Consider the following 22105-nt stretch of genomic DNA (forward strand, 5'->3'; position numbering starts at 1 on the left):
ACTACCTGGCAAAGTGGAGATCAGTGGAATCGATCTCCAAGGAAAACCCCTAACAATAGAAATAGAAATGCCTGAATTCTTACAATTATTAACCACAGTCATCCAGAAGATCAACAAGAACGATCAATCATCTACTAAGCTTATAGATATTTTTAGACCAGCTTCACAGTCTAAAGATCAAATACATGTCGGTACTATTTCGAAATCAGTTTATGTTGATATTGCAGGTAAAGTTCAAAGGTACATGGACCGCAACCTACAAGCACCAGGTTATTCCAGTACTACTGGTCTTGGACCTTATTTAAGTTATCAGAATTTGATTTATACTTACAGTATTATTTTAGATTCATATAAATCTGCATTGCCTGCGACTGTTGCAGTTAAACCGTGGGATAAGTTCAGTAGGGATCAAGTTGTCCGTGCTGCTGGTACTGTGAAAAATTATGTGGATAATAATCATAAACTTCCAAGTTATGTGACTATCAATGGTGTTCAAGTTGGAATGCCTTCTTTCTTACTAATCTTAACTACCACCATATGCAATATTGAAAACGGTATTGATGAATCAGTTTATCATAACTTTTGCAATCCTGCAAAAAATTCTCAAGACAACCAAATTAGTGGTGAAATTCCTAAGTCTGTGTATTTTGACATTGCTGGACGTGTGCAAAGATACATGGAACGTAACTGGGTGGCACCCAACTACTCCAGCTATTCCAACTTGGGACGCTACTTAGGATACAACAATCTGGTTTACACTTTCTCCAAAGTAGTGATTGACAGTAATAATAATTTACCAAGCTCAGTTGGTGTGGGACCATGGTGGGGATCTGTTACTTTTTTAGGAAGTACAAGCTATGGTAAAGTTGTAAAGATTGGTCCATTTGGAAATAGAGATTCTGCTACTAAAATAGCATATATAATTGGGGTGCATCCACTAGAATCATCTCCACACAAAGCTCTTTTACAATCAATCAAAGAACTGGATACTTCCCTTAAATACTGTTACTATGTTTATCAAGTTACAGTAACTAAAGATGCAGGTAACTATGCAAAAGGACGTATGAATGGTCAATTACTTGCCAAATATCTAGTTGTTCCAGATATATTAAGAAAAAAGTATACTTTGACAGTTGATGTTCACAACAATGTTGGAAATTGGGCTAAAACTAGATTTATATTCAGCCCAGTTTCAGGTACAAAGGCTGAGACAATTGCTAGGACGATCAAAAGTAAGATATCATGGTTATCCTATTTTTATCCTCCTAACCCTACCAGTCTACAGTATGTTACTATTCCCTTAATTAAAGGGGGAGTTCCTGCTGTAGTCTTTGAAGTTTATTATTATTCCCCTTATGCAACTGTCTATAAGGAGGTTAAGCAATTGGTAGGGGTGGTTGATTCTCTTAGTTATTAAACTATTTTAATCAATAAATGAAAATTAGGGTTGTGCTAAAAATGGCAGCAATCCGGACCTGTCCTGAATGTAATCCGAAAAAGTGAAAATTGTTTATTCCTTACTCTGGAACATGGAAATGCAAAAACTTGTGATTATCAGGGATCTATAGTTGTAAAAGACGATAATATAGAAAAACAGGTTAAAGAATCCCGAAAAATGCGAAAACTTAGTAAAAAATTATGGAAAGTACATTAAATATTATCATTTTTACTATTTTATCATAAAGATTAAGTTTATTTCTCAATTCTTAAGAATAATGGTTAGGAAGAAATACTTTCATCAACAAATTTTTTTAAATCTTTAATAGAATCTTTAACAATATCTGGGGCTGGACCACCCACAACTTTTCTGCTTTTAATAATCTCCACTGGATCTAGAGCTTTATTTACAATTTTCTCATCTATTTTCAGTGGGTTTCCTGAGATTTCCTGTGAAATTTCATCTAAAAACTGGGCATCCATATCCTCAGCTCGCATACCCTTATCAAGAGCAATGCTCACAGCTCTTCCCACTATCTGGTGGGCGGTTCTGAAGGGTAGTTTTCCTTCCCTGACCATAAGATCAGCTAGTTCAGTGGCTGCTGAAAAATTGGCCCGTGCCAGTTCTTCACCCCGAACACCATTAAACTCTGCGGATGCTAACATCTCCCTGGTAATATTCAGTGTAGAGTGTAATGTGTCGGTTGCTTTCCATAAATGGGGTGTTACTTCCTGTAAATCTCGGTTGTAGCTCTGGGGTAATGATTTAATAATAGTAAGAATGGTGACTAACTCACCGTTTAAAAGGGCGGTTTTTGCTCTTACAATCTCTGCTACATCAGGATTCTTTTTTTGAGGCATTATAGATGATGTTGATGAGAATTCATCCCCTAATTCCACCATTTGAAACTCATAACTGCTCCATATAATGAGTTCCTCTGATATCTTGGATAAGGTGGTCCCCAGCATGGTCAAGGCAAATACAGTTTCGGCTATGAAATCCCGGCTACTAACTCCATCAATAGAATTTTCCATAGGACCTTTAAAACCAAGTAATTCTGCAGTGCGCTCCCGATTAATGGGAAAACTAGTAGTAGTAAGTGCTGCTGATCCTAATGGGCAAAAATCCATCCTATTATAGGAGTCATGAATTCTCTCATAATCTCTTTTCAATGCTTGAGCATGGGAGAGCAGATGATGGGCAAAGGTGGTGGGCTGGGCATGTTGAAGGTGGGTGTAGCCCACCATAACGGTGTCCACATATTTTTCAGCCATCTGGATGATAATTTGAATAAAAAGAAGTAAATCTTTCTTTATACTATTAATTTCTTCTTTCAATGCTATTTTAAGGTCGGTGGCTACTTGGTCGTTGCGTGACTTGGCAGTGTGCATGAAACCAGCATCAGGACCAATTTTACTGGTCACATAGTTTTCAACAGCCATATGAATATCTTCAACAGCTGAATCTAGTTTCAGGGCTTCAATACCTTCTTTTTCAAGTTCTTTCAGTGCTTTGAGGATTTTTTTCCCTATTTCCAGGGGAATGATCTCCTGTTCCATGAGCATGGTGGTGTGGGCTTGGTTGCAACGAATATCTGCCTGGAAGATGCGGACATCAAAACCTAGGGAAGATGTGAAATCGGCAACCTCTTTTTCCATTTTCCCTTTAAGTCTTCCAGAACGGAGATCCAAAAAAAATCACTCCTTAAAATGATGATTATTCTTTACCTTTCCATTGGGTGTAACCGCATTTTCCACAGGCGTAACGGTCTCCGTGATCTGCCATGAAAACACCGTGGGAGCAACGCACACATTCAGGGTTTTTGCGGATGATCTTATTATCTTTAACTTCGTATAATTCGAATTTCTTCATTGATCTGTCCTCCTGATTTTTAAGTGATTTAAATTATTCTTCTTCTTTTTCTTCTTCTTTAACAGGTTCTTTGTTCTTATCCAAGATGTACTGTTTTTCGATTTTAACTAGTTTTTCTTCAGAGTCATAAAGTTTAGCATAACCATCGGCTCGGCCTTCGCCATAACTAGGATTTAATATATCCACGACTAGGAGGTTTTTGTCAACGTTCAACTGTGCAACTAGTCGGTTTTTAACTTCCAGTACCTTTGGAGTGGCTTCTCCCTGGTAAATGCAGTCAAAGTGTATTTCAGTTCGGTTTAAAAGGGGATTTTCAACCTGTTCTTTAATGTCTATCTCCATGATATTGTCTCCTTATCTTTCCTCTAATTTATCTTTAAACTTTTTAACTTTATCTATTACTTTATCAACTTCACAAACCACTAAACCTTCACCAGGTTGTCCGTATAGAACCAGAGAACCGGAAGGGGCTGTTAATATGCAGGGAAGAACTGCCAGATCTTCTTCACCATCAACCCGGATTACAACATGGAATCCTGATTTAATCAGTGGAAAGGACTTTTTGATGGTTTCTTGCAATTGGTCGGTTATAACTCCAGGGGGGTTTTCAGCATTTAATGTTACATTGTCATAGGTTATTTCATAGTTTGCCGGTTTTCTCTCGACAATGTTATCAATAATTCCCAAGTGTGGTATTAATCCTACTTTCAGGAGGTTGTGGGTGGTTACATCGCCCACGGATATCAATAATTCTTGTTTATATTTTGATTTCAGGAAATCTTCAACTTTATCTAGGGATGAGTAGAGATCTCCTATTGGTTTTTTTAATTCTGAACGTAAGTTTTCTTGCAGTATTAGCACTAGCGAACCCTCAGAGCATATTCTCCAGGTAATGTGATCTGTAGTTCTTGGGCAATGGGTGAATTTTCAGGGTCTACGATAATCAGAAAACCACTCCAGTTTTTGGAAGTGGCCATATTACAGACTGCGCATCTATCTTCTTCCATGAGTCGGTGGCATTGGGTGCATGCTTTGATGGCCATTTATTTTTTCTCCTTTTTACCTTTTTTTGGTTTTTTACTTTTTTTCTCTTTTTCTTTTTCAATCCATTCTACCCGTCCCAAGTTGGGTTGTCTCATGGTGAGGCCAATTTTTGTTTCTTTTGAAGATTTACCCTTCAGACTAAGGGCCACGATCCTTGCACGAACTCGGTTACCCTCTTCCAAAGTTTTTTTGGATTCTTTTCCAATTAAAGCTCCTCTTTTTCCATCATAGTTTATGTAATCGTCAGTAACTTGTGATACGTGCACCAAACCGTCCATTGGCCCTATACGTATGAAAGCACCAAATTCAGTTACTTCAATAACTTCTCCTTCCACAATTTCGTGCAGTTCTGGTTTGAAGAAAAGTGCAGTGAATACTACTTCATGGTAGGCAGCTCCGTCACCCATTATGACTTTACCCACCCCAATTTCTTTAATGTCTTTAACGGTAACCATTAATCCCATTTTCTTATCAATTTTGCCAACGTAGGTTTCATTTATTATTTCACTGGCCACCTCATTTAGAGGTTCATTGAAACGGTTTGGTGGGATTCTTACCGTGTCATTTATTTCGGATATTAAATACAAACAAATCCCTCATATTATCATTTTTTAATTATTAAAGTTCCTGATAAAGTTTAACAGAGTGCATTATAGCTTCTTTAGCCTTGGATGCATTTTCCCATCCTAAAACCTCAGTTTTTTTCCCTTCTAATGTTTTGTATTCTGTAAAAAAGTGGGCTATTTCGTCAAGTAATGATTGAGGCACATCTTTGATGTCTTTCACATCTTTATACCGTGGGTCTTCCACTGGCACTGCTAGGATCTTGTCATCTTGGTCTCCGCCATCGATCATACGCATCATTCCAATGGGTCTGGATTCAATCACGCATCCAGGGAAGGTTGGCTGATCCATGATCACCATGATATCTGTGGGGTCCCCGTCATCGTATAGAGTTTGGGGTATAATACCATATTCGGCAGGATAATGGAATGGGGAATAGAGCACCCGGTCCAGGGCGAATGATTCCATGTCTTTATCATACTCATACTTGTTTCGGGATCCTTTGGGTATTTCTATAACTGCATATACCACTTCAGGAGCTGATGGCCCAGTTTTTATGTCCTTCCAGAGATTCATGCTTGATTTCCTCCACATAAAAAATTGATAATATTTTGAAAGTAAATGTCTAATATTATGACTTTAGTAATTTATTTATTTTTCATGATTTTATTTGATAATCACTAAGTAAAAGTGACTTTAAACAGAAATGTTCATTTTGGCAGTGTTACCACTCAAATTAAATGTTAAGATGTCCATCCACAGCCAAGTATCGTCGTTGGCGTAAGTAAACAACTGTGATTCCTTTCTTCCTTGCCTTAATTCTTAAGTCACGATCATTGGTGCACAGAACACGGGATATGCGGAGCAAGGCGTCATCCACCATTTCTCCCTTTAAAAGTGATACTTTTTTCAGTTTAAAAGGAGGGGATTTAGCTATTTTAAGAGCTATCGAAGCCGCTATCTTGTTTTTCCCTTTACTTCTTTTTTTAATCTTTTCCAACTCATACATAACTGGTGAAGGAACATAGAGATGGTATGATGGTAATGTACGCTCCAGTTCTTCGATTAGATCCAGTGAAAACTGGGCGGACATCATAAAAAATTTGCGTCTAAGACTGCCTCTTTAGCGTATGATTCCATAACCAATTAACCTCCACCTGGCACCAACTCTTCTGGAAAGAGCAACTCTCTGACCAGATTCTGCACAGACAGGTAGCTTAAGTTTAACTTCTGCTTCATTTTTCCTGGCGCTGGTGACCACTCCAATGGTGGTTGCTGTGCCAATGTTAATCATAAGGGGTTCTGATGATTTTATGGGGTCCACTTTTTTCTCTTCTTTAGTGCCCACCACTCGATCCAGTAAGTGAGTTTTTATGGTAAATTGGTGCAAGATATCAGGCAAAGTTCCTGGTTTTCCAGCCACTGATCCTGAAAGAGAATCTGCTTTGGTGAGTGCAGGGTCTAGGTTGGTGGCTACTCCAATGAGTCCTCCAGGACCCACTTCTTCGACGATTTCTCCTCCACCAGTTAATCCAATAATTTCGGAATAAAGACTTAACCACTCTAATTTACCCTTGTTTTTTATTTGTATTCCAGGTTTAATCTCAATTTCATCTCCAACATGTAATTTACCATGGATCAGAGATCCGCCGATAACTCCTCCTTGTATTTTGCTAGGACTGCAACCTGGCCGGTTAATATCAAATGATCGGGCCACGTACATACGAGGTGCTTTTCTAAGTGAGCGCCGGGGTGTTCTTATGATGTGTTGGATGTTTTCAATGAGAATATCAACGTTAGCAGATTGTTGGGCTGATACAGGTATAATGGGGGCGTCTTCAGCACAAGTTCCTTTCACAAATTCTTTTATCTCGTGATAACTTTCCAGGGCTCGCTCCTTGGAAACAATATCAATCTTGTTTTGGACAACAATAACTTCCTTCACCCCTATAACATCCAGTGCCATGAGATGTTCCTTGGTTTGTGGTTGAGGGCAGGATTCATTAGCTGCAATAACCAAAACTGCACCGTCCATAATTGCTGCTCCGGAGAGCATGGTGGCCATGAGGGTTTCGTGTCCTGGTGAATCTACAAATGAAACTTTGCGGAGGGTCTGGGTTTCACTGCCGCAGTGTTCACAGACCAGGGCAGTGGTATAGCACTGGGGTTCAGGACATTGCATACATCTCCGGAAGGTTATATCTGCATAACCTAAACGGATGGATATGCCTCTTTTGGTTTCCTCACTATGGGTGTCGGTCCATATGCCAGACAAGGCCTTGGTGAGGGTGGTTTTACCATGATCAACATGCCCCACTAGCCCAATGTTAACTTCAGACTGTACTTTCACTCGTCACACCTATTATCTTTACTCATCACTGTTTAGAAGATCTTCTATTGATTTAGAGCCTTTTTTCACCACTATGGTGTTAATTTGGACTATGTCATCGGATATTGTGTTTCCACGAACGGTTTTTCTTCTTCTCTGACCTTTTCGACTTGGTTTAAATCCGATTCCTCCTGAAAGGAGGCTTTTCATTCTTCGAGATCCTTCAACATCTTTTTTCATGGGAAAACCGTTTTTATCGCTTCCTCCAGTTATGCAAAGAGTGTATCCTGCAAGGCCCATTGGTGCAGCGTCGAATTCTTCGCCAATTTTCATTCCTACTAATCTTTTGGATGCAGCGGCTTCCACTTCCAATTGATGGCTGTTTTCGCCTTGGGAAATAATTAATTTAAATGCCAATATATCTCCTCCATCTTATTTTTGGTGTTTTAGTTTCATATTATTTATCGTTTTCCATCTATTGATGATGATTGAATATAATTATAGCTAAATCGGACTTATCAGTAAATTCCCCAGTTTGATTCATTTTTCCTTTTAATATCCACGGTTTCTTGGAGTGTTTCGTTTTCATCATCACTGAGATCAGATTTCATTTCTTTTTCCAAGATTTCAAAATGTTTTTCAGGGATATCCACATATAAAACATCGCCTTCATCTAAATTACGGCCGAAGACTCCGTCTTTTATCGCCATAGCTACTTTCTGTCCTTTGGATATTGATGGCAAGTTGTCTCCTTTATCTTGCATACTCTCAACTACGCCTACTCGTTGTCCGTCCTTGTTTATAAGACCATAACCTTTTTTAACACTTCCACTGAGAACTTCGATGCCGGCTATGGCTGGTTTACTCTGTCTGAAAACTAGTTTTGGTATGATTCGCAGTTTTCCAGGTTTTATAATGGCAGCAAACCATTCATTTTTCTTGTGTTCGCGAATTTCTTGAATCCATTCTTGGTAATCTTCAGTTAACTGGTATATTACATCGGCAGAGAATATTTTAACAGCAGTGTTTTTATTTTCCTCGGAAGCCGAAGGCAGTACTTTAACATTAAAGGCAATGATCACCCCAGATAGTTCATCTTCCTGCATTACTATGGATGCGTCAATAACATCTCTACGGGAAACATCACCAATGTCTGCGGCACGAATTGGAACTTTCATGTCGCGCAACATATTTACTAGTGCTTCAAGGGATCCTAAGGTGTCTGCTTTAACTATAACTCCTAATTCATCAGTATCTATTTTTATGTTCTCTATTTCATGTAATATATCTTTTTTAACTTCTTCCAAGTTTCCTCTTACCACTCGAAGGGGAGAGCCTGATAGGACATTGTCAATGTTAGGGGCAACGATCTTGATACCGGCTGCTGCAACTACTTCATCCACCTTCTCAAAACGTTTTTTTGCTTCTCGAATTTCTTCTAATGCCTTTGGCTTTAGAAGTGATCTTATTTTAGTGGTTATAACATTTTCAGGAGTGGTTAGGACAATCGTGTCCTTATGACGGATTATACCATCATACACAACAGCATCAATTGTGGTTCCCAGTCCAACTTCTTCTTTCACTTCAAGAATTGTTCCTTTGGCAGGGGAATCCATTTCTATCTGCAATTGTTCTTTAAGATACTGTTGAGCCAGTCCTAAGAGCATTGTTAATAGTTCTGCTATTCCTTCACCACTTTTCGCGCTGATGGGGATAATACTTACTTGTCGGGCGAAGTTTTCAACCCGATCAAATCTTTCAGATTCGAAACCTTCTTGGTGTAGTATTCCAACCAACTCATAAATTTGATTATCCAGCACGTTCTGGACGTTAGAGGGTTGTTTGGGGTAAGTTTGAGAGAAAGATTCACCTGGGTGTGGTTGCCATCCATATATTTTATCAATCTTGTTGGCGGCCACTACAAAAGGGGTTTTATACATTTTCAGGATGTTCAATGCTTCGTAGGTCTGAGGTTTGAATCCTTCATTTAAATCAACTATGAGGATTGCTAAATCAGCAAGGGCACCCCCTCTTTTACGTAGGGTGGTGAAAGCTTCATGCCCTGGGGTGTCTATGAAAAACAGGCCCGGGATGGTTTCTTTGATTTCAAGTTTATCCAAGAAAGCTCCACAGATGTTATCAATAACTTCCATGGGGATTTCAGTAGCCCCTATGTGTTGAGTTATTCCACCTGCTTCCTTCTGGGCTATGGCACTGCCTCGGATGAAATCTAACAGTGTTGTCTTTCCATGGTCAACATGACCAAGAACAGATACAATAGGTGATCTTATCTTCAAGCTAGTCCTCCGCCCTTAAAAAGTATGAGGGAATAAAAATTAAGTTCCCTGTTTGTTAATTGGATTTATTGTTTTTGTATTGTATGATTAATTCATCTTTGATGATTAAGATGATGATGTTTCTCAAAAAGTTTATGGTTCTTCGTATACCATTTCCTGGTCAGGAAGCTGATACTCGCAGATTTCATCATCTTTGAAAAACAGTGCAATTTCCCTTTCAGCTGATTCTGGTGAATCAGAAGCATGAACAATATTTCTACCGGTTTGAATGGCAAAATCGCCACGGATTGTACCTAAGTCTGCTTCTTTAGGATTTGTTGCTCCCACCATCTTCCTGATTAGGTTGATACATTCATCTCCTTCTATAACCATGGCCAGAACCGGCCCAGAAGTAATGTAATCAACCAGATCACCAAAGAAAGGTTTGGTGTTGTGTTCAGCATAGTGTTCTTCAGCTTGTTTGCGGGGAATGACCATCATTTTCGCTGCCAAAATTTGCAAGCCCCGGTCTTCGAAGCGGGTTAATATCTTCCCGGTTAACCTACGCAGAACTGCATCAGGTTTCAACATTACAAAACTTTTTTCATTCATTTTTTAACCCATTTAACCTTTCTGGAAACTCTACCGAGTTTAATACGATTTTTTTCACATTTACTGCTGCAGAAAAGATATATAGTACCGTCTTTTTTGACATACATAGTTCCAGTACCCTCTTGTATCTGTTCTCCACAGAATGAACATGTTCTCATATTCTGTCACCTTATATATTCTAGGGTGTACGGATTTCCTTGGCTTCCCTGATGGTGTCCAAGAGCATCAAAATGTCGCCTTCCCTTATGGCTCCCATAACATTTCGGGTTAATATCCTACCCTTATCTCTTCCTTCCAATATCCTGCATTTTACTTGCATGACTTCTCCAGTCATACCAGTCCTTTTTAACACTTCAATAACTTCTGCAGGAGTTGCTTCTGCCATTTAATCACCTTTGTGTGTGAGAAGGGCTATGCCCTAATAAATAATTATTTCTTGAGCTCTTCTACCTTTTCTACGATATCTTTTATGAGATCTTCTGCTTCACCAGCATCAGTTATGCAAGCAGATGCGGTTCCAACATTCAGACCTGCTGCTTCTCCAAGCTCATCTTTGGTGGGTATGTAAATGTATGGAATTTCCTTTTCTTCAGCGAGAACAGGCATATGAGCGATAATTTCAGGTGGATCAACATCTTCAGCCAGTAATACTAGTATAGCATCGCCTCTTTCCACTGCTTTGGTTACCTCGTTGGATCCTTTTCCTATCTTACCAGTATCTCTCGCGATCTCTAAAGCCTCGTAGGCTTTGTCTGCTAACTCTTTAGGTACATCAAATTTAACATACATTGCTTTTGCCATTAAATTTACCTCCTTTTTCATCTGGTTTTAACCATCCATCGGCAAACTCTAATTTTAGACCTCACAGTATATAATCATATAGGCATGTGAAGTTCTGGTCTGGATGAATAGACCTAAAAATTCTAATTTTAAACTTAAAAAAATCTTTTAGAATTCTAAAATTAGATGTAACAAAATAAGTTAATTACAGTATATATACTTTATCTAAGCATAGTTGCATAAGTAAATTCCAAAATTGTTTTCAAATCTTTTTTTACAATATCAATTTAAAACCCATTCATATAAACGATTTTATTGATATCACCAAGATCCAAAATTCTAATACTTCGTGAAAAACAAGTAAGAGTAGAAAATGACTAGAATACCTTATTTTCCACTTTATTTATTGATTTAAAGTATTTTTTACCATTATTTTTTAAGGATTCAGTTTAGTTAATATTATTATTCCAAATTTAAACCTACCATACTCACATCCATCTGCTCATCTTTTAACTGATTTGTCTAAAAATAGTGTTTCAAGTTATTTCAAAAAAAACTTGGCTGTTATTCTGGTAGTTTTTAACTTGATATTGTCGAATACGAAGTTCTAATCACATCAAAGTTCATGAAGAATGTTACCGTGAAGAAACATTTTTATTGACCGGGATATGATCAATATGAAGTTTAGTGTTTGCACAAATATTGACTAAAATTAGCTGAAATCTTCCAAGATATAACGAAGTCGAGAGTGGAAAAAAACGGTTATAATGAGGGTTGAAAAGGCATTAAAAAAGAAAATAAAAAAGGAAGGTTAACTTATAACCTTTTGACGGCTAATTCGACGTCAGAAGCTTTAACAGTTTTTCTTCCTGCGTGTTTTGCCAGTTTAACAGCTTCAATAGCAATGAATTCGCCTTTTTCTTCTAAGGCTTTAGCTAGAGCTTCTCTAGCATCGTCACTGACTCTTTCTGCACCGGCGTTTTTTATTATTCTTCCAATTGGAGCTATTGGTAATTCCATATTAATCACCTCATTTTAGTATATTTGTTAATATACACTGTTGCTGTACTCCTATATATATGTATCGTTAAAAATACGGATTATTTGGTGATCCATATGGTATTGGGGCATGTCAAGATAATCCCTATGATCTTGGGACACCACATCACGAATTATATGATCTTGGCTCATGAAGAAAAAATTGGGATATAGAAATAGTCCAGATTTTTTCCCAAAAAATAGGGGGCAAACTCCATTAATCACGCTTTATTATCTTAGAAAGTGCATTGATATCGGCGTCTACTTCAACAGGATCTTCACATGCATTTATTGCTACCTGAGGGTCTTTAAGGACATGACCAGTAACTACGCACACGATCTGTTCTTTTCTATCTATTTTACCGGAATTAATCAGCTTTTTAAGTCCTGCAATAGATGCTGCTGAGGCTGGCTCCACTCCAATGCCTTCAGTACGGGCCAGTAATTTCTGAGCACTTAAAATCTCCTGATCACTAACTGTTTCTGCTAACCCATCTGATTCATAAATAGCATTGATCGCTTTTTTGGCGCTGACTGGGGCTCCAATACGAATTGCGGTAGCCACTGTCTCTGGATTTTCCACAGGGATAATGTCATCCCGACCATCCCACACTGCTCTGGCGATAGGTGCTGCTTTTTCAGCCTGTATTCCTGTCATGCGGGGGAGATCATCTATAAATCCAGCTTCATAAAACTCAGTTATACCTTTCCAAATTGCAGAGATGTTTCCAGCATTTCCAACCGGTAATATTATCCTGTCAGGCGATTTCCATCCAAGTTCATCCACAATTTCAAATCCAATTGATTTTTGACCTTCCAATCTGTAAGGATTTATTGAGTTTAAAAGATAAAGCTGCCCTTCCAGGGCTAAAGTGGTGATTGCTTCCAGAGCTTGGTCAAAATTACCCCTAACTGATATAACTTGAGCTCCGTGGAACATTGCTTGGGCCAACTTTCCCAAGGCAACTTTACCTGCAGGGAGCAGAACAGCACATTTCAAACCAGCTCTTGCTGCATAGGCAGCCAGAGAGGCAGATGTGTTTCCAGTGGAGGCACAGCCTACTGTATCCACACCTAATTCCAGGGCTTTGGTAATTCCAACACTCATGCCTCTATCTTTAAAGCTGCCAGTTGGATTGGAACCTTCTACTTTAACGTAAAGTTCAACTCCTAATTCTTTTCCTAGTTTATCGCATTTGCAGAAAGGAGTACCTCCTTCATCCAGACTCACTATTCCGGATGGATCCACGGGCATGAACTCTTTGTACTTCCACATTGTAGATTTACGGCATCGAAAAACATCTTTTGATACTTTTGGTTGACAGATCACTTCTAATATTGAATCGCACTGGCGACACGTATATATTATTTCGTCATCAGGATATTCGGCTCCACAAGAAATGCATTTCATCATAAAATCACCTTCATTGCTTCTAGATTAACGTGTCAGTTTCATTTAAATTAAGATTCACTGTTATTTAAGTAAATGATTATTATAAACATATTATTTCATGGATTCACAAAACCCCTAAAATTAACTAAATTTGCAGATACATTTCATGCAATTTGATCAGTAGTTATACTACATTTTGCATGTATTCTATCCAGCCAGGGGTGAAGTTTGCTTCAATAATAGCAGCTATGCAGATCAAAACTATGGCAATTCCCATCATAATTAAAGAGTCCTTAAAATCGTCATAGTTTACTTCCAACAAAAATTTAAACTGATTCGCCATGTTAAAGTCTGGTTGCAACTTTAAAGAACCTTTCATAATATTAATCAGTATATTGGCCAATCGGAAACCAGACGCACCTACAATTATGAATCCAATAATCTCAAAAACACCATGTGGTATTACAGACATAATAAAGTATCCTAATTCATATTGGGAACCAGCATAGCCAAGGAAAAGGCCATAGTATATCAGGAAGTATGCGGTGCCCAAACCAAAGAGTATGCCTCCAAAATACATCATCAGTATAATAGTCAAGTTATGGGTCAGCAATGAAACAGTGTCAAGGTTTAAAATACCCTTAGAAACATTACTTTTAAATTCCCCGAAGATATTGGTCAATATAGGTTCTAACACCCCTGAAAAAGCATATCCAATAAAAACGGAACATATGAATATCATAGCTGATGAAACGAGAAAAATTTCGTTACGGCTATACAGTCCACCCAATACGCCCTCAAATCTTTCCTTAGCCATTTTAAAACTCCTATTATCTATGAAGTTTATGTTTTATTTTTAGTTGTGAATATTATTTTTTTAAACTTTTCTAGTTTAATATACTTTTAGCTTTGTTTTTGGCATTTTCTCTTTTAATATGGAGATCTTTAAAGAAATTTTTAATCATCTCTGCAGCCCTAGCTTTGCACTCACCACACATAATACTACCTTCCCTACATTCATGGTATATCTTTTTTAACTCATCATCAGACTGGAGTAGATGGTAAAGTAGCATTTCATAAACAACACAGTCTTCTGGGATGCCACCCATTTCTTGTTGTTCGGCTAAACTTTCTTTTCCGCCAGTTTTCGCGGATTTTAACTTTTTTACTGCCATTTCTGCTGAGTCAGTGAGAAATATGGCAGTTTTAGGTTTGCTACTGGACATTTTGCCCCCGGTTAGTCCGGTGATGAAGCGGTGATATGTTGAAGAAGGGCTTATAAAATTGAATTGGGTTCCGAATCGCTCTGCAATATCCCTGGTAAGGCGTATATGAGGGTCCTGATCTGGTCCAACTGGAACCACTGTAGGTTTAGGCCCCCCAAACTCTTCTAGTTGGGGATGTAATATGTCCGCTACTTGAATTAGTGGTGTATATAGATGTGCTATGTTAGTAGAGCCTGAAAAACCATATATGGCTTTCATCTCATTCATATTAACTCTTTTAGCCAGTTTATATGCTAAATCCCCCACAGTTTTATTTTCAGATTGGAGATATATATGCAAATTATCATTATCAAGATCTAAACCTAGGGCGATGTAGTTGGTGATGTACTCCTCTATTGCAATCCTTTTAGCCTCTGAAAAATCAATTCCTCGTGCTGAATATGATTCCATATCAGCAATGGGGATGTAAATTTCGGCACCTCTTTTTTGGTACCAGATTAATTGATCTACAACCATTTTGTGGCCTATATGCATTTTACCACTGGGCATCATACCGGTTACCACAGCGAATTTGTTTTTTTCTCGCATAGCCTTTACTATTCTACCGTAGTCCCGGTGTCCGAATATCACACCTCTGCGCATGAGAATGTGAGGACTTTCTATTTCATCTAAAAGATCGTGAAATGGTTTGATTCCAAATTCTTCTATGAGTTTTTCATAGTTTAAGATGGCTGAACTCCATGGATCTATCAATAAATCACCTTTATATCATTATAGTTAATAGGCATGCTCAATTAATAAAGTTTTGAATATTGCGAAGAGCATTATGGCCGGGTCCACTCAACATTGTAGTAGGTTATATCCTGTTCATCATCCACTACTGCCATGAGGAGCTTTTTTTTAACTCCATGTGCAACACGGACATAACTGGAGAAGTTAAAGATGGGTATGTTCTGATCTTCAGTTACTACCTTCACCACATAATCAGAATGACCATCACCAGGAGACTTACCTCTTTCGTATAGCCGAAACTCTGAACCATACTTGAAACCGGTTTTAACAACATATCCTCGGTTTCGTAAGTCTCTGAAGACAATGTATTTATATAGTAGACCTTTGTCTTGGATCATTTCCCATATTTCATCTACAGATAATACTTTCCCATGGGGTGTTTTGTCCAGTATTTTGATCTTACCTTTTTCAAGAAGGTATAAAGCTTCCAGTGGTGAAAGTTGTAATTCATTCTGGTGGAATTTACCGTAATGGCTTTTTTCATGGAGGGCGGCAGCTTTCTTATGATCCTTGATAACAACCAATTCTCCTCTTAACACCGAGTCCATTTTTTACCTTCTTATCTTTGTTTCCAGTAATATTTTTTTTAAAAAACTCTTAAATTGTGTATTATATAATTCGGGATAAGAAAAATCATGACCTTGGGAGGGTTATCTATCTTGGGAGTGTAACTTTTCCAAATCAGTTTCTTTCTTGTTCAATCGAACCATAAATGATGCTATAAGACCGTCCAAAAAGAGGTGGGTGCTATCCTCGAAAAGAGTACCCATAGGAGTTAAATCATCATAATTACCCTTAAGAACATGGGATGTGTAATATTTCCAAGGCACTTTACTTTTACTGTCAATGTTAACCACAACATCGGCATTTTTTCCAAGAGTAGAACTAATATCCGTGGTCACACCAATAACTTTGGTCCCAACTTCTTTAGCAGTTTCGGCTGCAATAGTCACGGTTTTGGTTTCCCCTGACCCAGAAATGGCTATTAAACAATCTTTATCAGTGAGAGCAGGAGTGGTTACATCTCCCACCACATAGACCCTGAATCCCAAGTGCATCAAGCGCATGGCAAATGCCTTTCCAACCAATTCCGACCTACCGCTTCCCACAATGAACGTTGAATCTGCCTCATTAATGCATTCAACCATCAATTCAACTTGTTCTTTGTCAACACGGCTAATAACCTCCAATGCATGTTTGGCAATTCCTTCAGCGGTTTTTTTAATGTATTCCATATCAATATATCCTTTTATTTTTTAAAGAGGCAGTTATTCGAACTTTAAATTCAATTTAATTTTATAATCCACTAATTCTAAAAGAATTATTAAAGACCAGTTATTCTTATTCCTGCTAGTTTGATTTTATTCCGGATGTTGAGGTTTATCAGGAGTGGTGTAATTTTTTCAACAATTCTAGCATTTTCCAGTGCACCACAATCTATAGCCCTAACTCCAGGTATTTTCTCTGCCAAGACCATTACTTCTTGTTTTGCTTCTTGGTCATCTCCAGAGATTAGGCAGTCACAATCTATATCTTTTTCTATGTTAGTAAGGCTAGCAGCGCTGATATTATTGAAAGCAGATACAACCCTTACATTTTTATCTTTAAGGAAATTAGCAGTTCTTTCTGCTGCTGAACCATCCCAAACATTCACGTATTTCACTGGACTTCCACCTAGACAGCTTTCCATAGGAACAGTAGCATCAATCAGGATCATGCCTTCCACATGGTCTTTGATACTATTAAGGGTAACCATCTGGGCTTGTAATGGCACAGTTAAGATCAACAAGTCGGCTTCAAGGGCAGTCTCTTGATTAGTCATCCCCTTCACATTGGCACACTCTTCAGTCTTTAACATATTTTTAATAAGATTGATAGCATTTTCAGCCTTTTTAACGTCTCTAGATCCGATAATTACTTCTTCACCAGCATTTGCAAACCTCAAGGCCAATCCAAGTCCTTGATCACCAGTTCCACCTATTATTCCGATTTTCAAAGAAAAACATCCCCTTTATATTTTTTTATTTATTCATCGTCTATTCATTTTTTTCTTTACTTCATTTTATATTAAGTAATTGTGATAAAAATAATTTGATTCAAAGATTCTGTAATGAGAATAATCAATTTTTAACCAAATCACTGGCTGAAACTTGTTTAATTAAATTTGTTCCTAGAAGACATCTTAGGTGGCCTAGTTACATACATTTCAAATCATATTTTCACTGAATTTCAGACTTCTAACAACATCAGTGGTATTTTTCACTTCTACTACCAAGACGCCATCGTATTTAACATCATTCAAGCTTTTGAATAATTCAACAAAATCTATGTTTCCAGTTCCCAGTGCATTATGTTGATCCCAAGTTCCATCATTATCACTAAGATGAACATGCTTTATCAAGGGGTAACATAACATATCACTAGCTGAAAACCCTGAATTATGGGCATGTCCAACATCTAAAGTCATATACGCATTTATTTCTTCTAATAATAAATTGAGATCCTCTAAGTCCTGAAATAATAGGCCATCTATCTTTGGCATGTTTTCAACACACATACAAACCCCACAATCCTGGGCGTAGGAAGAAAGTTCTTTTAAAGATTCTAAATTGTACTGGAAAATTTTTTCAGCTATCTTACGGCCCATGACTGGCATGCTCCCTGGATGAACCACCAATAACTCCGCATTCCACTTTACAGCCCGGTCCAGGGACTTTTTAACTTCGGCAACAGATGATTTTCGAATGGCTTGGTTGTGAGATGCCAAGTTAATGTCAGATAAGGGTGCATGGACAGTAAGATGTACTTGATATGATCCCAGGATATCTTCATCTAACTCATCGTAGGGATATTCATTAATAATTTCACAGTATTGAATGTTCCAAGTATCAAGAAAATCTAATACTTCATCAAGTGGTTGGGGGTAAAATGCCAGTGTTGAAACTCCAATTTTCATGGATCATACTCCTATAATGTTTATAACATATTCAAATCTTTGATTAAATCTCAATTATCATGTTTAAGACATTTTGAGGGAATACTTTTTCAAAAAAGATATTTTATTCCTTTCTAATTCTAGCTTGAATTGGGAGATTATTTTTTTCAGCATTTATAATAATCTTGGCTAATTCAATATCCTTTTTTATTTTAATGGTGCCTTTTTTACCCACAGTGGCAGTGAAAAGATAATCTTCATTCACCAGTATGTCAAAAGGAGTTCCAACCACATCTTTACCGAAATTCAAAACAATATAATTACCTGACATTTCCAACTTAACTAGCATGTAATCTGAGGATAACAATTCTGGGATGTGACCACTTCTTTGTCGGGGTTTTGCTTTTCCTTTTTTGGATTCCAGAGACTCCACACCAATACTAATTCCAACTTTAGCCTCTAATTCTTCAATAGTTTTACCTCTTTTACCGATAAGTTGTGGAATTGCATCTTCATTCACCCATACAGTGGCCCGACGGTCTGATTTCATTTCCACTTCCACTCTGCCTCTCACCATTTTTTTAACTTCTTTAATGATCTCTCTTTCTGCCATCTTCTGAATAGGGGTCTTCTCTAATTGTGTGCTTCCCACATCCATGACAATGGTTTGTTCTCCATAAGTGTAGATTTCATGTGCTAAGTTCCCGGTTTCAAAGTCTCTTATTTCGATAACCGGTCGGGAAAGATCTGCCTCCAACATTCCACTGGGAACTTTAACTGTTAGTTTCACATCGTAAATTGCTGCCACTTTTCCCTCATCAATGTAGATGGTGGTATCCACTATGGATGGAATCATGCCTAGTTCAACTCGGCCAATAATTCGCTGTATAGCATCAATGGGTCTGGTGGCGTGCACCACTCCAATCATACCCACTCCAGCTAGACGCATATCTGCAAAGATACGGAAATCTTTAGTTTTACGCAGTTCATCGTAAATTGTGAAATCAGGCCTAACTAACAGCAATATATCGGCGGTTTTTCCCATATCTTTTTCCAGTGGCGCGTATTGGGTGATTTCGTCTCCCACTTGTAAATCACGTGGTGATTCCATGGTTTTTACAATAGCACCCATTTTCTGGTAGAATTCAGCGGCTGCTTGGGCAAAAGTAGTTTTACCAGCCCCAGGGGGTCCAGCTATAAGTATGCCTTTGGCACTGTTTTTTAATCTATCCATAAGTTTCTCTGGTAGTCGGTAATTGTCAATTGAAACCTTAGCCACTGGTCGGACAATGGTTATTTCCATTCCATCAGAAAATGGTGGTCTGGCAATGGAGATACGGTACTCTCGGAACTGCACCACGGTGGCCCCTTCCCTTTCTATCTCAATAAAACTTTTAAAATCACTTTTAGCCCTTTCGACTATTTCGCGCGACATATATTCGATTTGTCCATGTGTTAAGGGTTTTGATCCTATTTTAACAAGTTTTATCTTACCAGGTTTTCCTTTTTTAGCCAGAGGAACTACGTTCTCCTTAAGGTGAACAGACATGGTGTTTTTATCAAAATATTTGGTTATTTCAATATCACCGTACTCTAACATTTCTGGTTTGAGATAAACTGCATTAAGGCCTTGGGCTTCTGCAACTTCTCTTTGAACTCGGTCACTGGTTATGAGAGTTGCTTTATTTTTTCCAGCAGTATCTCGGATCATGGCATCAATTTCCCCTCCCCTGGCAAGTGATATCTCTTCAAGGGTTGGTCTACGTCCCACATAGCTCAAATGTATTTTACCCTGACCATGCAGTTTTTGCAAATTTTTAAGTTCTTCTAAGCCGTTGTATCCACTGTCTCTTCCTTTATTTGCTTGATTTTCTAATTCAGATACAACTGCTTCTGGAATTATAACTTCGCATCCTTTGTAATCTTCTTCTTGCACTATGCGGGTGATCCTACCATCCACTATAACACTTGTATCTGGAACAATTCTCATCTTATTTATCTCCATAAACTTTTTCAGGAGTAAAAACTTTTTTCTTAACTATTTCAAGTTTAAATCCATCCTTATCAGATATTTTCCTGAAAAAACAAGAGTAATATCCTTCATGGCATGCCGCCCCTATCTGTTTTACTTTAAGGAGCACTGAATCCTGGTCGCAGTCAGTAAAAATCTCACTAACCTCTTGGACGTGTCCTGAGCTTTCCCCTTTCAACCAGAGTTGATTGCGACTGGTGCTCCAGTAATGAGCCTTACCAGTTTCAACAGTCTTCATAAAAGCTTCATGATTCATATAGGCAACCATTAGTACTTCTCCAGTTTCCTGGTCCTGTGCTATGGCAATAACCAATTTTTCTCCATTAACTACATGGCGGTAGTTTAGTTGAGGTAAATCCATTTTATCAATCCTTAATTATAACTTGATTCATCCAAGATTTGATCAATTAGAGTAATCCTATTAAATCATTTTAAACTGTTAATTCGTTGGATTAGAACATCAGCAATAGTTTCAATTGGTATTTGTTCCTGATTTCCGGACCTCATATCTTTAAGAGTTATTTCGCCATTTTTCAGATCTCGAGCACCCACCAGAACCACAAATCGCGCCCCAGAGTTATCTGCAAAGGAAAGAATCTTTTTAAGCTTCCGACCAACCAATTCCACATCGGTACGAATTCCTTTTTTCCTTATTTGTTGAGCAATTTCGAAGGCATTTAATTTTGTTTCTGGAGATATAGGAGCGACAAAAACCTCCAACCTACTTTTTATAGGAGGTTTTGTTTTCTGTATTTTCAAGACTTCCATCACCCGGTCAAAACCAAAGGCAAATCCTGTGGATTCTACTTTCTCTCCACCGAAAACTTCTATTAAATTATAGGTGCCCCCACCACTTATTTGTTTCTGAGCTCCCAAACCTTCAACGTAGATCTCAAAAACACATCCCGTATAATAATCAAGTCCGCGTGCAATTCCCAGATTTACGAGGTAATCTCTAAAACCAAAGGATTCCAGCATTGTGAGAAGTTTTTCCAATTCTTCCAAGGATTCTAAGGCACTAGGATAATCTGCTATTATTTTTTTCACATCATCAATTATTTCACGATGTCCATGCATGCCAATTAATTCTAAAAGGATATTCCCTGACTTTTCATCTATTTTAAACTCTTTTAATAATTTTTTGAGTTCTAAAACATCGCCCTTGTCTACAATTGCCATTATTTGGTCTTGTTGATGGTTTGAAACACCTTCTTGGTTTAGTATTCCCCTGAGAATTCCTAAGTTACCTAAGTGTATCTGGTAATCTTCCAGTTTCAGTTCTTCCAAGCAGTGACTTGCCAGGGCAATGATCTCTGCCTCACAATCTGGAGATTTGCCCCCAATAAGTTCACATCCCAACTGCCAGAACTGGCGGAAACGACCAGCTTGAGGCCGCTCGTAACGGAAACAACTGCCAAAATAATACATTTTAATGGGTTTTGGTGATTTTTGTAATTGGTTTAAATATATCCTAGCTACAGGGGCTGTTAATTCTGGTCTAAGAGCTAAATCTCTCCCGCCTTTATCTTGAAAGTGGTATATTTCTTCTATTATTCCTTCACCTGATTTCAGAGTGAAAAGGGATAGGTCTTCAAATATGGGAGTTTTAATCTCCTGATAACCATAGGTTTCAAACACCTTCTTCATTGTTTTTTCAACGAATTTTCGCTCTTTCATCTCCTCAAAGAGGAAATCACGAGTTCCTCTTGGTTTTTGTAGTTCCATTATAATTCTCCTTGATTTTAAACACGAATGTTTATTTTTAAAAACGTAT

General features: G+C 38.0%; 27 protein-coding genes. 1 reads left to right on the forward strand and 26 read right to left on the reverse strand.

The genetic code is table 11. The annotated features are described in order from the left end of the window. A partial coding sequence (locus GXZ72_01980) for a hypothetical protein (protein ID HHT18318.1) occupies nt 1–1417 on the forward strand: 1417 nt, incomplete at its 5' end. Nucleotides 1418–1719: 302 nt separating this feature from the next. On the opposite strand, the gene argH is transcribed toward GXZ72_01980, so the two are convergent. The 26 genes from argH to GXZ72_02110 form a co-directional block, all read right to left on the reverse strand. Next, nucleotides 1720–3129, reverse strand: coding sequence for an argininosuccinate lyase (argH, locus tag GXZ72_01985; protein HHT18319.1), 1410 nt, complete (start codon nt 3127–3129; stop codon nt 1720–1722). 25 nt (nt 3130–3154) lie between these two features. Then, complete coding sequence (locus GXZ72_01990) at nt 3155–3310, reverse strand: 30S ribosomal protein S27ae (protein ID HHT18320.1); 156 nt, start codon at nt 3308–3310, stop codon at nt 3155–3157. Between the two features lie 33 nt (nt 3311–3343). Then, nucleotides 3344–3652 carry a 30S ribosomal protein S24e gene (locus tag GXZ72_01995; protein HHT18321.1) on the reverse strand — a complete coding sequence of 103 codons (309 nt, stop codon included), beginning with the start codon at nt 3650–3652 and terminating at the stop codon, nt 3344–3346. A gap of 12 nt (nt 3653–3664) precedes the next feature. After that, the gene (locus GXZ72_02000) at nt 3665–4171 is read right to left on the reverse strand and encodes a DUF359 domain-containing protein (GenBank protein HHT18322.1); all 507 of its coding nucleotides are present in this window, start codon (nt 4169–4171) and stop codon (nt 3665–3667) included. Then, nucleotides 4171–4353 (reverse strand): DNA-directed RNA polymerase, subunit E'', encoded by a 183-nt coding sequence (locus GXZ72_02005; GenBank protein HHT18323.1) that lies wholly within the window; start codon nt 4351–4353, stop codon nt 4171–4173. The genes GXZ72_02000 and GXZ72_02005 overlap by 1 nt, the downstream gene beginning before the upstream one ends. Further along, entirely contained in the window at nt 4354–4941 is a 588-nt protein-coding gene (locus GXZ72_02010; protein ID HHT18324.1) for a DNA-directed RNA polymerase, read from the reverse strand. 31 nt (nt 4942–4972) lie between these two features. Then, the gene (locus GXZ72_02015; GenBank protein HHT18325.1) at nt 4973–5494 is read right to left on the reverse strand and encodes an inorganic diphosphatase; all 522 of its coding nucleotides are present in this window, start codon (nt 5492–5494) and stop codon (nt 4973–4975) included. Between the two features lie 160 nt (nt 5495–5654). Then, complete coding sequence (locus GXZ72_02020) at nt 5655–6014, reverse strand: twitching motility protein PilT (GenBank protein ID HHT18326.1); 360 nt, start codon at nt 6012–6014, stop codon at nt 5655–5657. Nucleotides 6015–6041: 27 nt separating this feature from the next. Continuing rightward, complete coding sequence (locus tag GXZ72_02025; GenBank protein ID HHT18327.1) at nt 6042–7268, reverse strand: translation initiation factor IF-2 subunit gamma; 1227 nt, start codon at nt 7266–7268, stop codon at nt 6042–6044. Nucleotides 7269–7286: 18 nt separating this feature from the next. Further along, nucleotides 7287–7664 carry a 30S ribosomal protein S6e gene (locus tag GXZ72_02030; GenBank protein HHT18328.1) on the reverse strand — a complete coding sequence of 126 codons (378 nt, stop codon included), beginning with the start codon at nt 7662–7664 and terminating at the stop codon, nt 7287–7289. Nucleotides 7665–7765: 101 nt separating this feature from the next. Next, nucleotides 7766–9544 (reverse strand): translation initiation factor IF-2, encoded by a 1779-nt coding sequence (gene infB, locus GXZ72_02035; GenBank protein ID HHT18329.1) that lies wholly within the window; start codon nt 9542–9544, stop codon nt 7766–7768. 132 nt (nt 9545–9676) lie between these two features. Continuing rightward, nucleotides 9677–10135 carry a nucleoside-diphosphate kinase gene (ndk, locus tag GXZ72_02040; protein ID HHT18330.1) on the reverse strand — a complete coding sequence of 153 codons (459 nt, stop codon included), beginning with the start codon at nt 10133–10135 and terminating at the stop codon, nt 9677–9679. Continuing rightward, the gene (locus GXZ72_02045; protein HHT18331.1) at nt 10132–10293 is read right to left on the reverse strand and encodes a 50S ribosomal protein L24e; all 162 of its coding nucleotides are present in this window, start codon (nt 10291–10293) and stop codon (nt 10132–10134) included. Before GXZ72_02045 ends, ndk begins: the two co-directional genes overlap by 4 nt. 20 nt (nt 10294–10313) lie before the next feature. Then, nucleotides 10314–10520 (reverse strand): 30S ribosomal protein S28e, encoded by a 207-nt coding sequence (locus GXZ72_02050; GenBank protein HHT18332.1) that lies wholly within the window; start codon nt 10518–10520, stop codon nt 10314–10316. A gap of 44 nt (nt 10521–10564) precedes the next feature. Beyond that, the gene (locus tag GXZ72_02055) at nt 10565–10936 is read right to left on the reverse strand and encodes a 50S ribosomal protein L7ae (protein ID HHT18333.1); all 372 of its coding nucleotides are present in this window, start codon (nt 10934–10936) and stop codon (nt 10565–10567) included. Nucleotides 10937–11731: 795 nt separating this feature from the next. Further along, complete coding sequence (locus GXZ72_02060) at nt 11732–11935, reverse strand: histone family protein (protein ID HHT18334.1); 204 nt, start codon at nt 11933–11935, stop codon at nt 11732–11734. Between the two features lie 235 nt (nt 11936–12170). Continuing rightward, on the reverse strand, nt 12171–13367 hold the full coding sequence (locus tag GXZ72_02065; protein HHT18335.1) for a threonine synthase: 1197 nt from the start codon (nt 13365–13367) through the stop codon (nt 12171–12173). Between the two features lie 163 nt (nt 13368–13530). Beyond that, complete coding sequence (locus tag GXZ72_02070; protein HHT18336.1) at nt 13531–14163, reverse strand: stage II sporulation protein M; 633 nt, start codon at nt 14161–14163, stop codon at nt 13531–13533. Between the two features lie 70 nt (nt 14164–14233). Further along, a complete protein-coding gene (locus GXZ72_02075) occupies nt 14234–15325 on the reverse strand; it encodes a tryptophan--tRNA ligase (GenBank protein ID HHT18337.1) in 1092 nt (363 codons plus the stop codon). Between the two features lie 71 nt (nt 15326–15396). Then, a complete protein-coding gene (endA, locus tag GXZ72_02080) occupies nt 15397–15912 on the reverse strand; it encodes a tRNA-intron lyase (GenBank protein HHT18338.1) in 516 nt (171 codons plus the stop codon). 102 nt (nt 15913–16014) lie between these two features. Beyond that, entirely contained in the window at nt 16015–16599 is a 585-nt protein-coding gene (hxlB, locus tag GXZ72_02085; protein ID HHT18339.1) for a 6-phospho-3-hexuloisomerase, read from the reverse strand. A gap of 89 nt (nt 16600–16688) precedes the next feature. Then, nucleotides 16689–17360 (reverse strand): NADPH-dependent F420 reductase, encoded by a 672-nt coding sequence (gene npdG / locus GXZ72_02090; protein HHT18340.1) that lies wholly within the window; start codon nt 17358–17360, stop codon nt 16689–16691. A 210-nt stretch (nt 17361–17570) separates the two neighbouring features. After that, nucleotides 17571–18320 carry a sugar phosphate isomerase/epimerase gene (locus GXZ72_02095; protein ID HHT18341.1) on the reverse strand — a complete coding sequence of 250 codons (750 nt, stop codon included), beginning with the start codon at nt 18318–18320 and terminating at the stop codon, nt 17571–17573. Nucleotides 18321–18423: 103 nt separating this feature from the next. Then, nucleotides 18424–20289: a Flp pilus assembly complex ATPase component TadA gene (gene tadA, locus GXZ72_02100; GenBank protein HHT18342.1), complete on the reverse strand. Its 1866-nt coding sequence runs from the start codon at nt 20287–20289 to the stop codon at nt 18424–18426. A 1-nt stretch (nt 20290) separates the two neighbouring features. After that, nucleotides 20291–20692, reverse strand: a complete 402-nt coding sequence (gene hisI / locus GXZ72_02105) for a phosphoribosyl-AMP cyclohydrolase (protein HHT18343.1) — start codon at nt 20690–20692, stop codon at nt 20291–20293. 65 nt (nt 20693–20757) lie between these two features. After that, entirely contained in the window at nt 20758–22056 is a 1299-nt protein-coding gene (locus GXZ72_02110) for a histidine--tRNA ligase (GenBank protein HHT18344.1), read from the reverse strand. Nucleotides 22057–22105: the final 49 nt, after the last annotated feature.

The organism is Methanobacterium sp., assembly GCA_012838205.1.
Classification (GTDB): Archaea; Methanobacteriota; Methanobacteria; order Methanobacteriales; family Methanobacteriaceae; genus Methanobacterium.

What these genes read in the sequence shown, in the direction of transcription:
- GXZ72_01990 (HHT18320.1), bottom strand. Translation starts at nt 3,310, where the DNA reads ATGAAGAAATTCGAATTATACGAAGTTAAAGATAATAAGATCATCCGC.
- GXZ72_01995 (HHT18321.1), bottom strand. Translation starts at nt 3,652, where the DNA reads ATGGAGATAGACATTAAAGAACAGGTTGAAAATCCCCTTTTAAACCGA.
- GXZ72_02005 (HHT18323.1), bottom strand. Translation starts at nt 4,353, where the DNA reads ATGGCCATCAAAGCATGCACCCAATGCCACCGACTCATGGAAGAAGAT.
- GXZ72_02015 (HHT18325.1), bottom strand. Translation starts at nt 5,494, where the DNA reads ATGAATCTCTGGAAGGACATAAAAACTGGGCCATCAGCTCCTGAAGTG.
- GXZ72_02020 (HHT18326.1), bottom strand. Translation starts at nt 6,014, where the DNA reads ATGATGTCCGCCCAGTTTTCACTGGATCTAATCGAAGAACTGGAGCGT.
- ndk (HHT18330.1), bottom strand. Translation starts at nt 10,135, where the DNA reads ATGAATGAAAAAAGTTTTGTAATGTTGAAACCTGATGCAGTTCTGCGT.
- GXZ72_02045 (HHT18331.1), bottom strand. Translation starts at nt 10,293, where the DNA reads ATGAGAACATGTTCATTCTGTGGAGAACAGATACAAGAGGGTACTGGA.
- GXZ72_02050 (HHT18332.1), bottom strand. Translation starts at nt 10,520, where the DNA reads ATGGCAGAAGCAACTCCTGCAGAAGTTATTGAAGTGTTAAAAAGGACT.
- GXZ72_02055 (HHT18333.1), bottom strand. Translation starts at nt 10,936, where the DNA reads ATGGCAAAAGCAATGTATGTTAAATTTGATGTACCTAAAGAGTTAGCA.
- GXZ72_02060 (HHT18334.1), bottom strand. Translation starts at nt 11,935, where the DNA reads ATGGAATTACCAATAGCTCCAATTGGAAGAATAATAAAAAACGCCGGT.
- GXZ72_02065 (HHT18335.1), bottom strand. Translation starts at nt 13,367, where the DNA reads ATGATGAAATGCATTTCTTGTGGAGCCGAATATCCTGATGACGAAATA.
- GXZ72_02070 (HHT18336.1), bottom strand. Translation starts at nt 14,163, where the DNA reads ATGGCTAAGGAAAGATTTGAGGGCGTATTGGGTGGACTGTATAGCCGT.
- endA (HHT18338.1), bottom strand. Translation starts at nt 15,912, where the DNA reads ATGGACTCGGTGTTAAGAGGAGAATTGGTTGTTATCAAGGATCATAAG.
- hxlB (HHT18339.1), bottom strand. Translation starts at nt 16,599, where the DNA reads ATGGAATACATTAAAAAAACCGCTGAAGGAATTGCCAAACATGCATTG.
- GXZ72_02095 (HHT18341.1), bottom strand. Translation starts at nt 18,320, where the DNA reads ATGAAAATTGGAGTTTCAACACTGGCATTTTACCCCCAACCACTTGAT.
- tadA (HHT18342.1), bottom strand. Translation starts at nt 20,289, where the DNA reads ATGAGAATTGTTCCAGATACAAGTGTTATAGTGGATGGTAGGATCACC.
- hisI (HHT18343.1), bottom strand. Translation starts at nt 20,692, where the DNA reads ATGGATTTACCTCAACTAAACTACCGCCATGTAGTTAATGGAGAAAAA.
- GXZ72_02110 (HHT18344.1), bottom strand. Translation starts at nt 22,056, where the DNA reads ATGGAACTACAAAAACCAAGAGGAACTCGTGATTTCCTCTTTGAGGAG.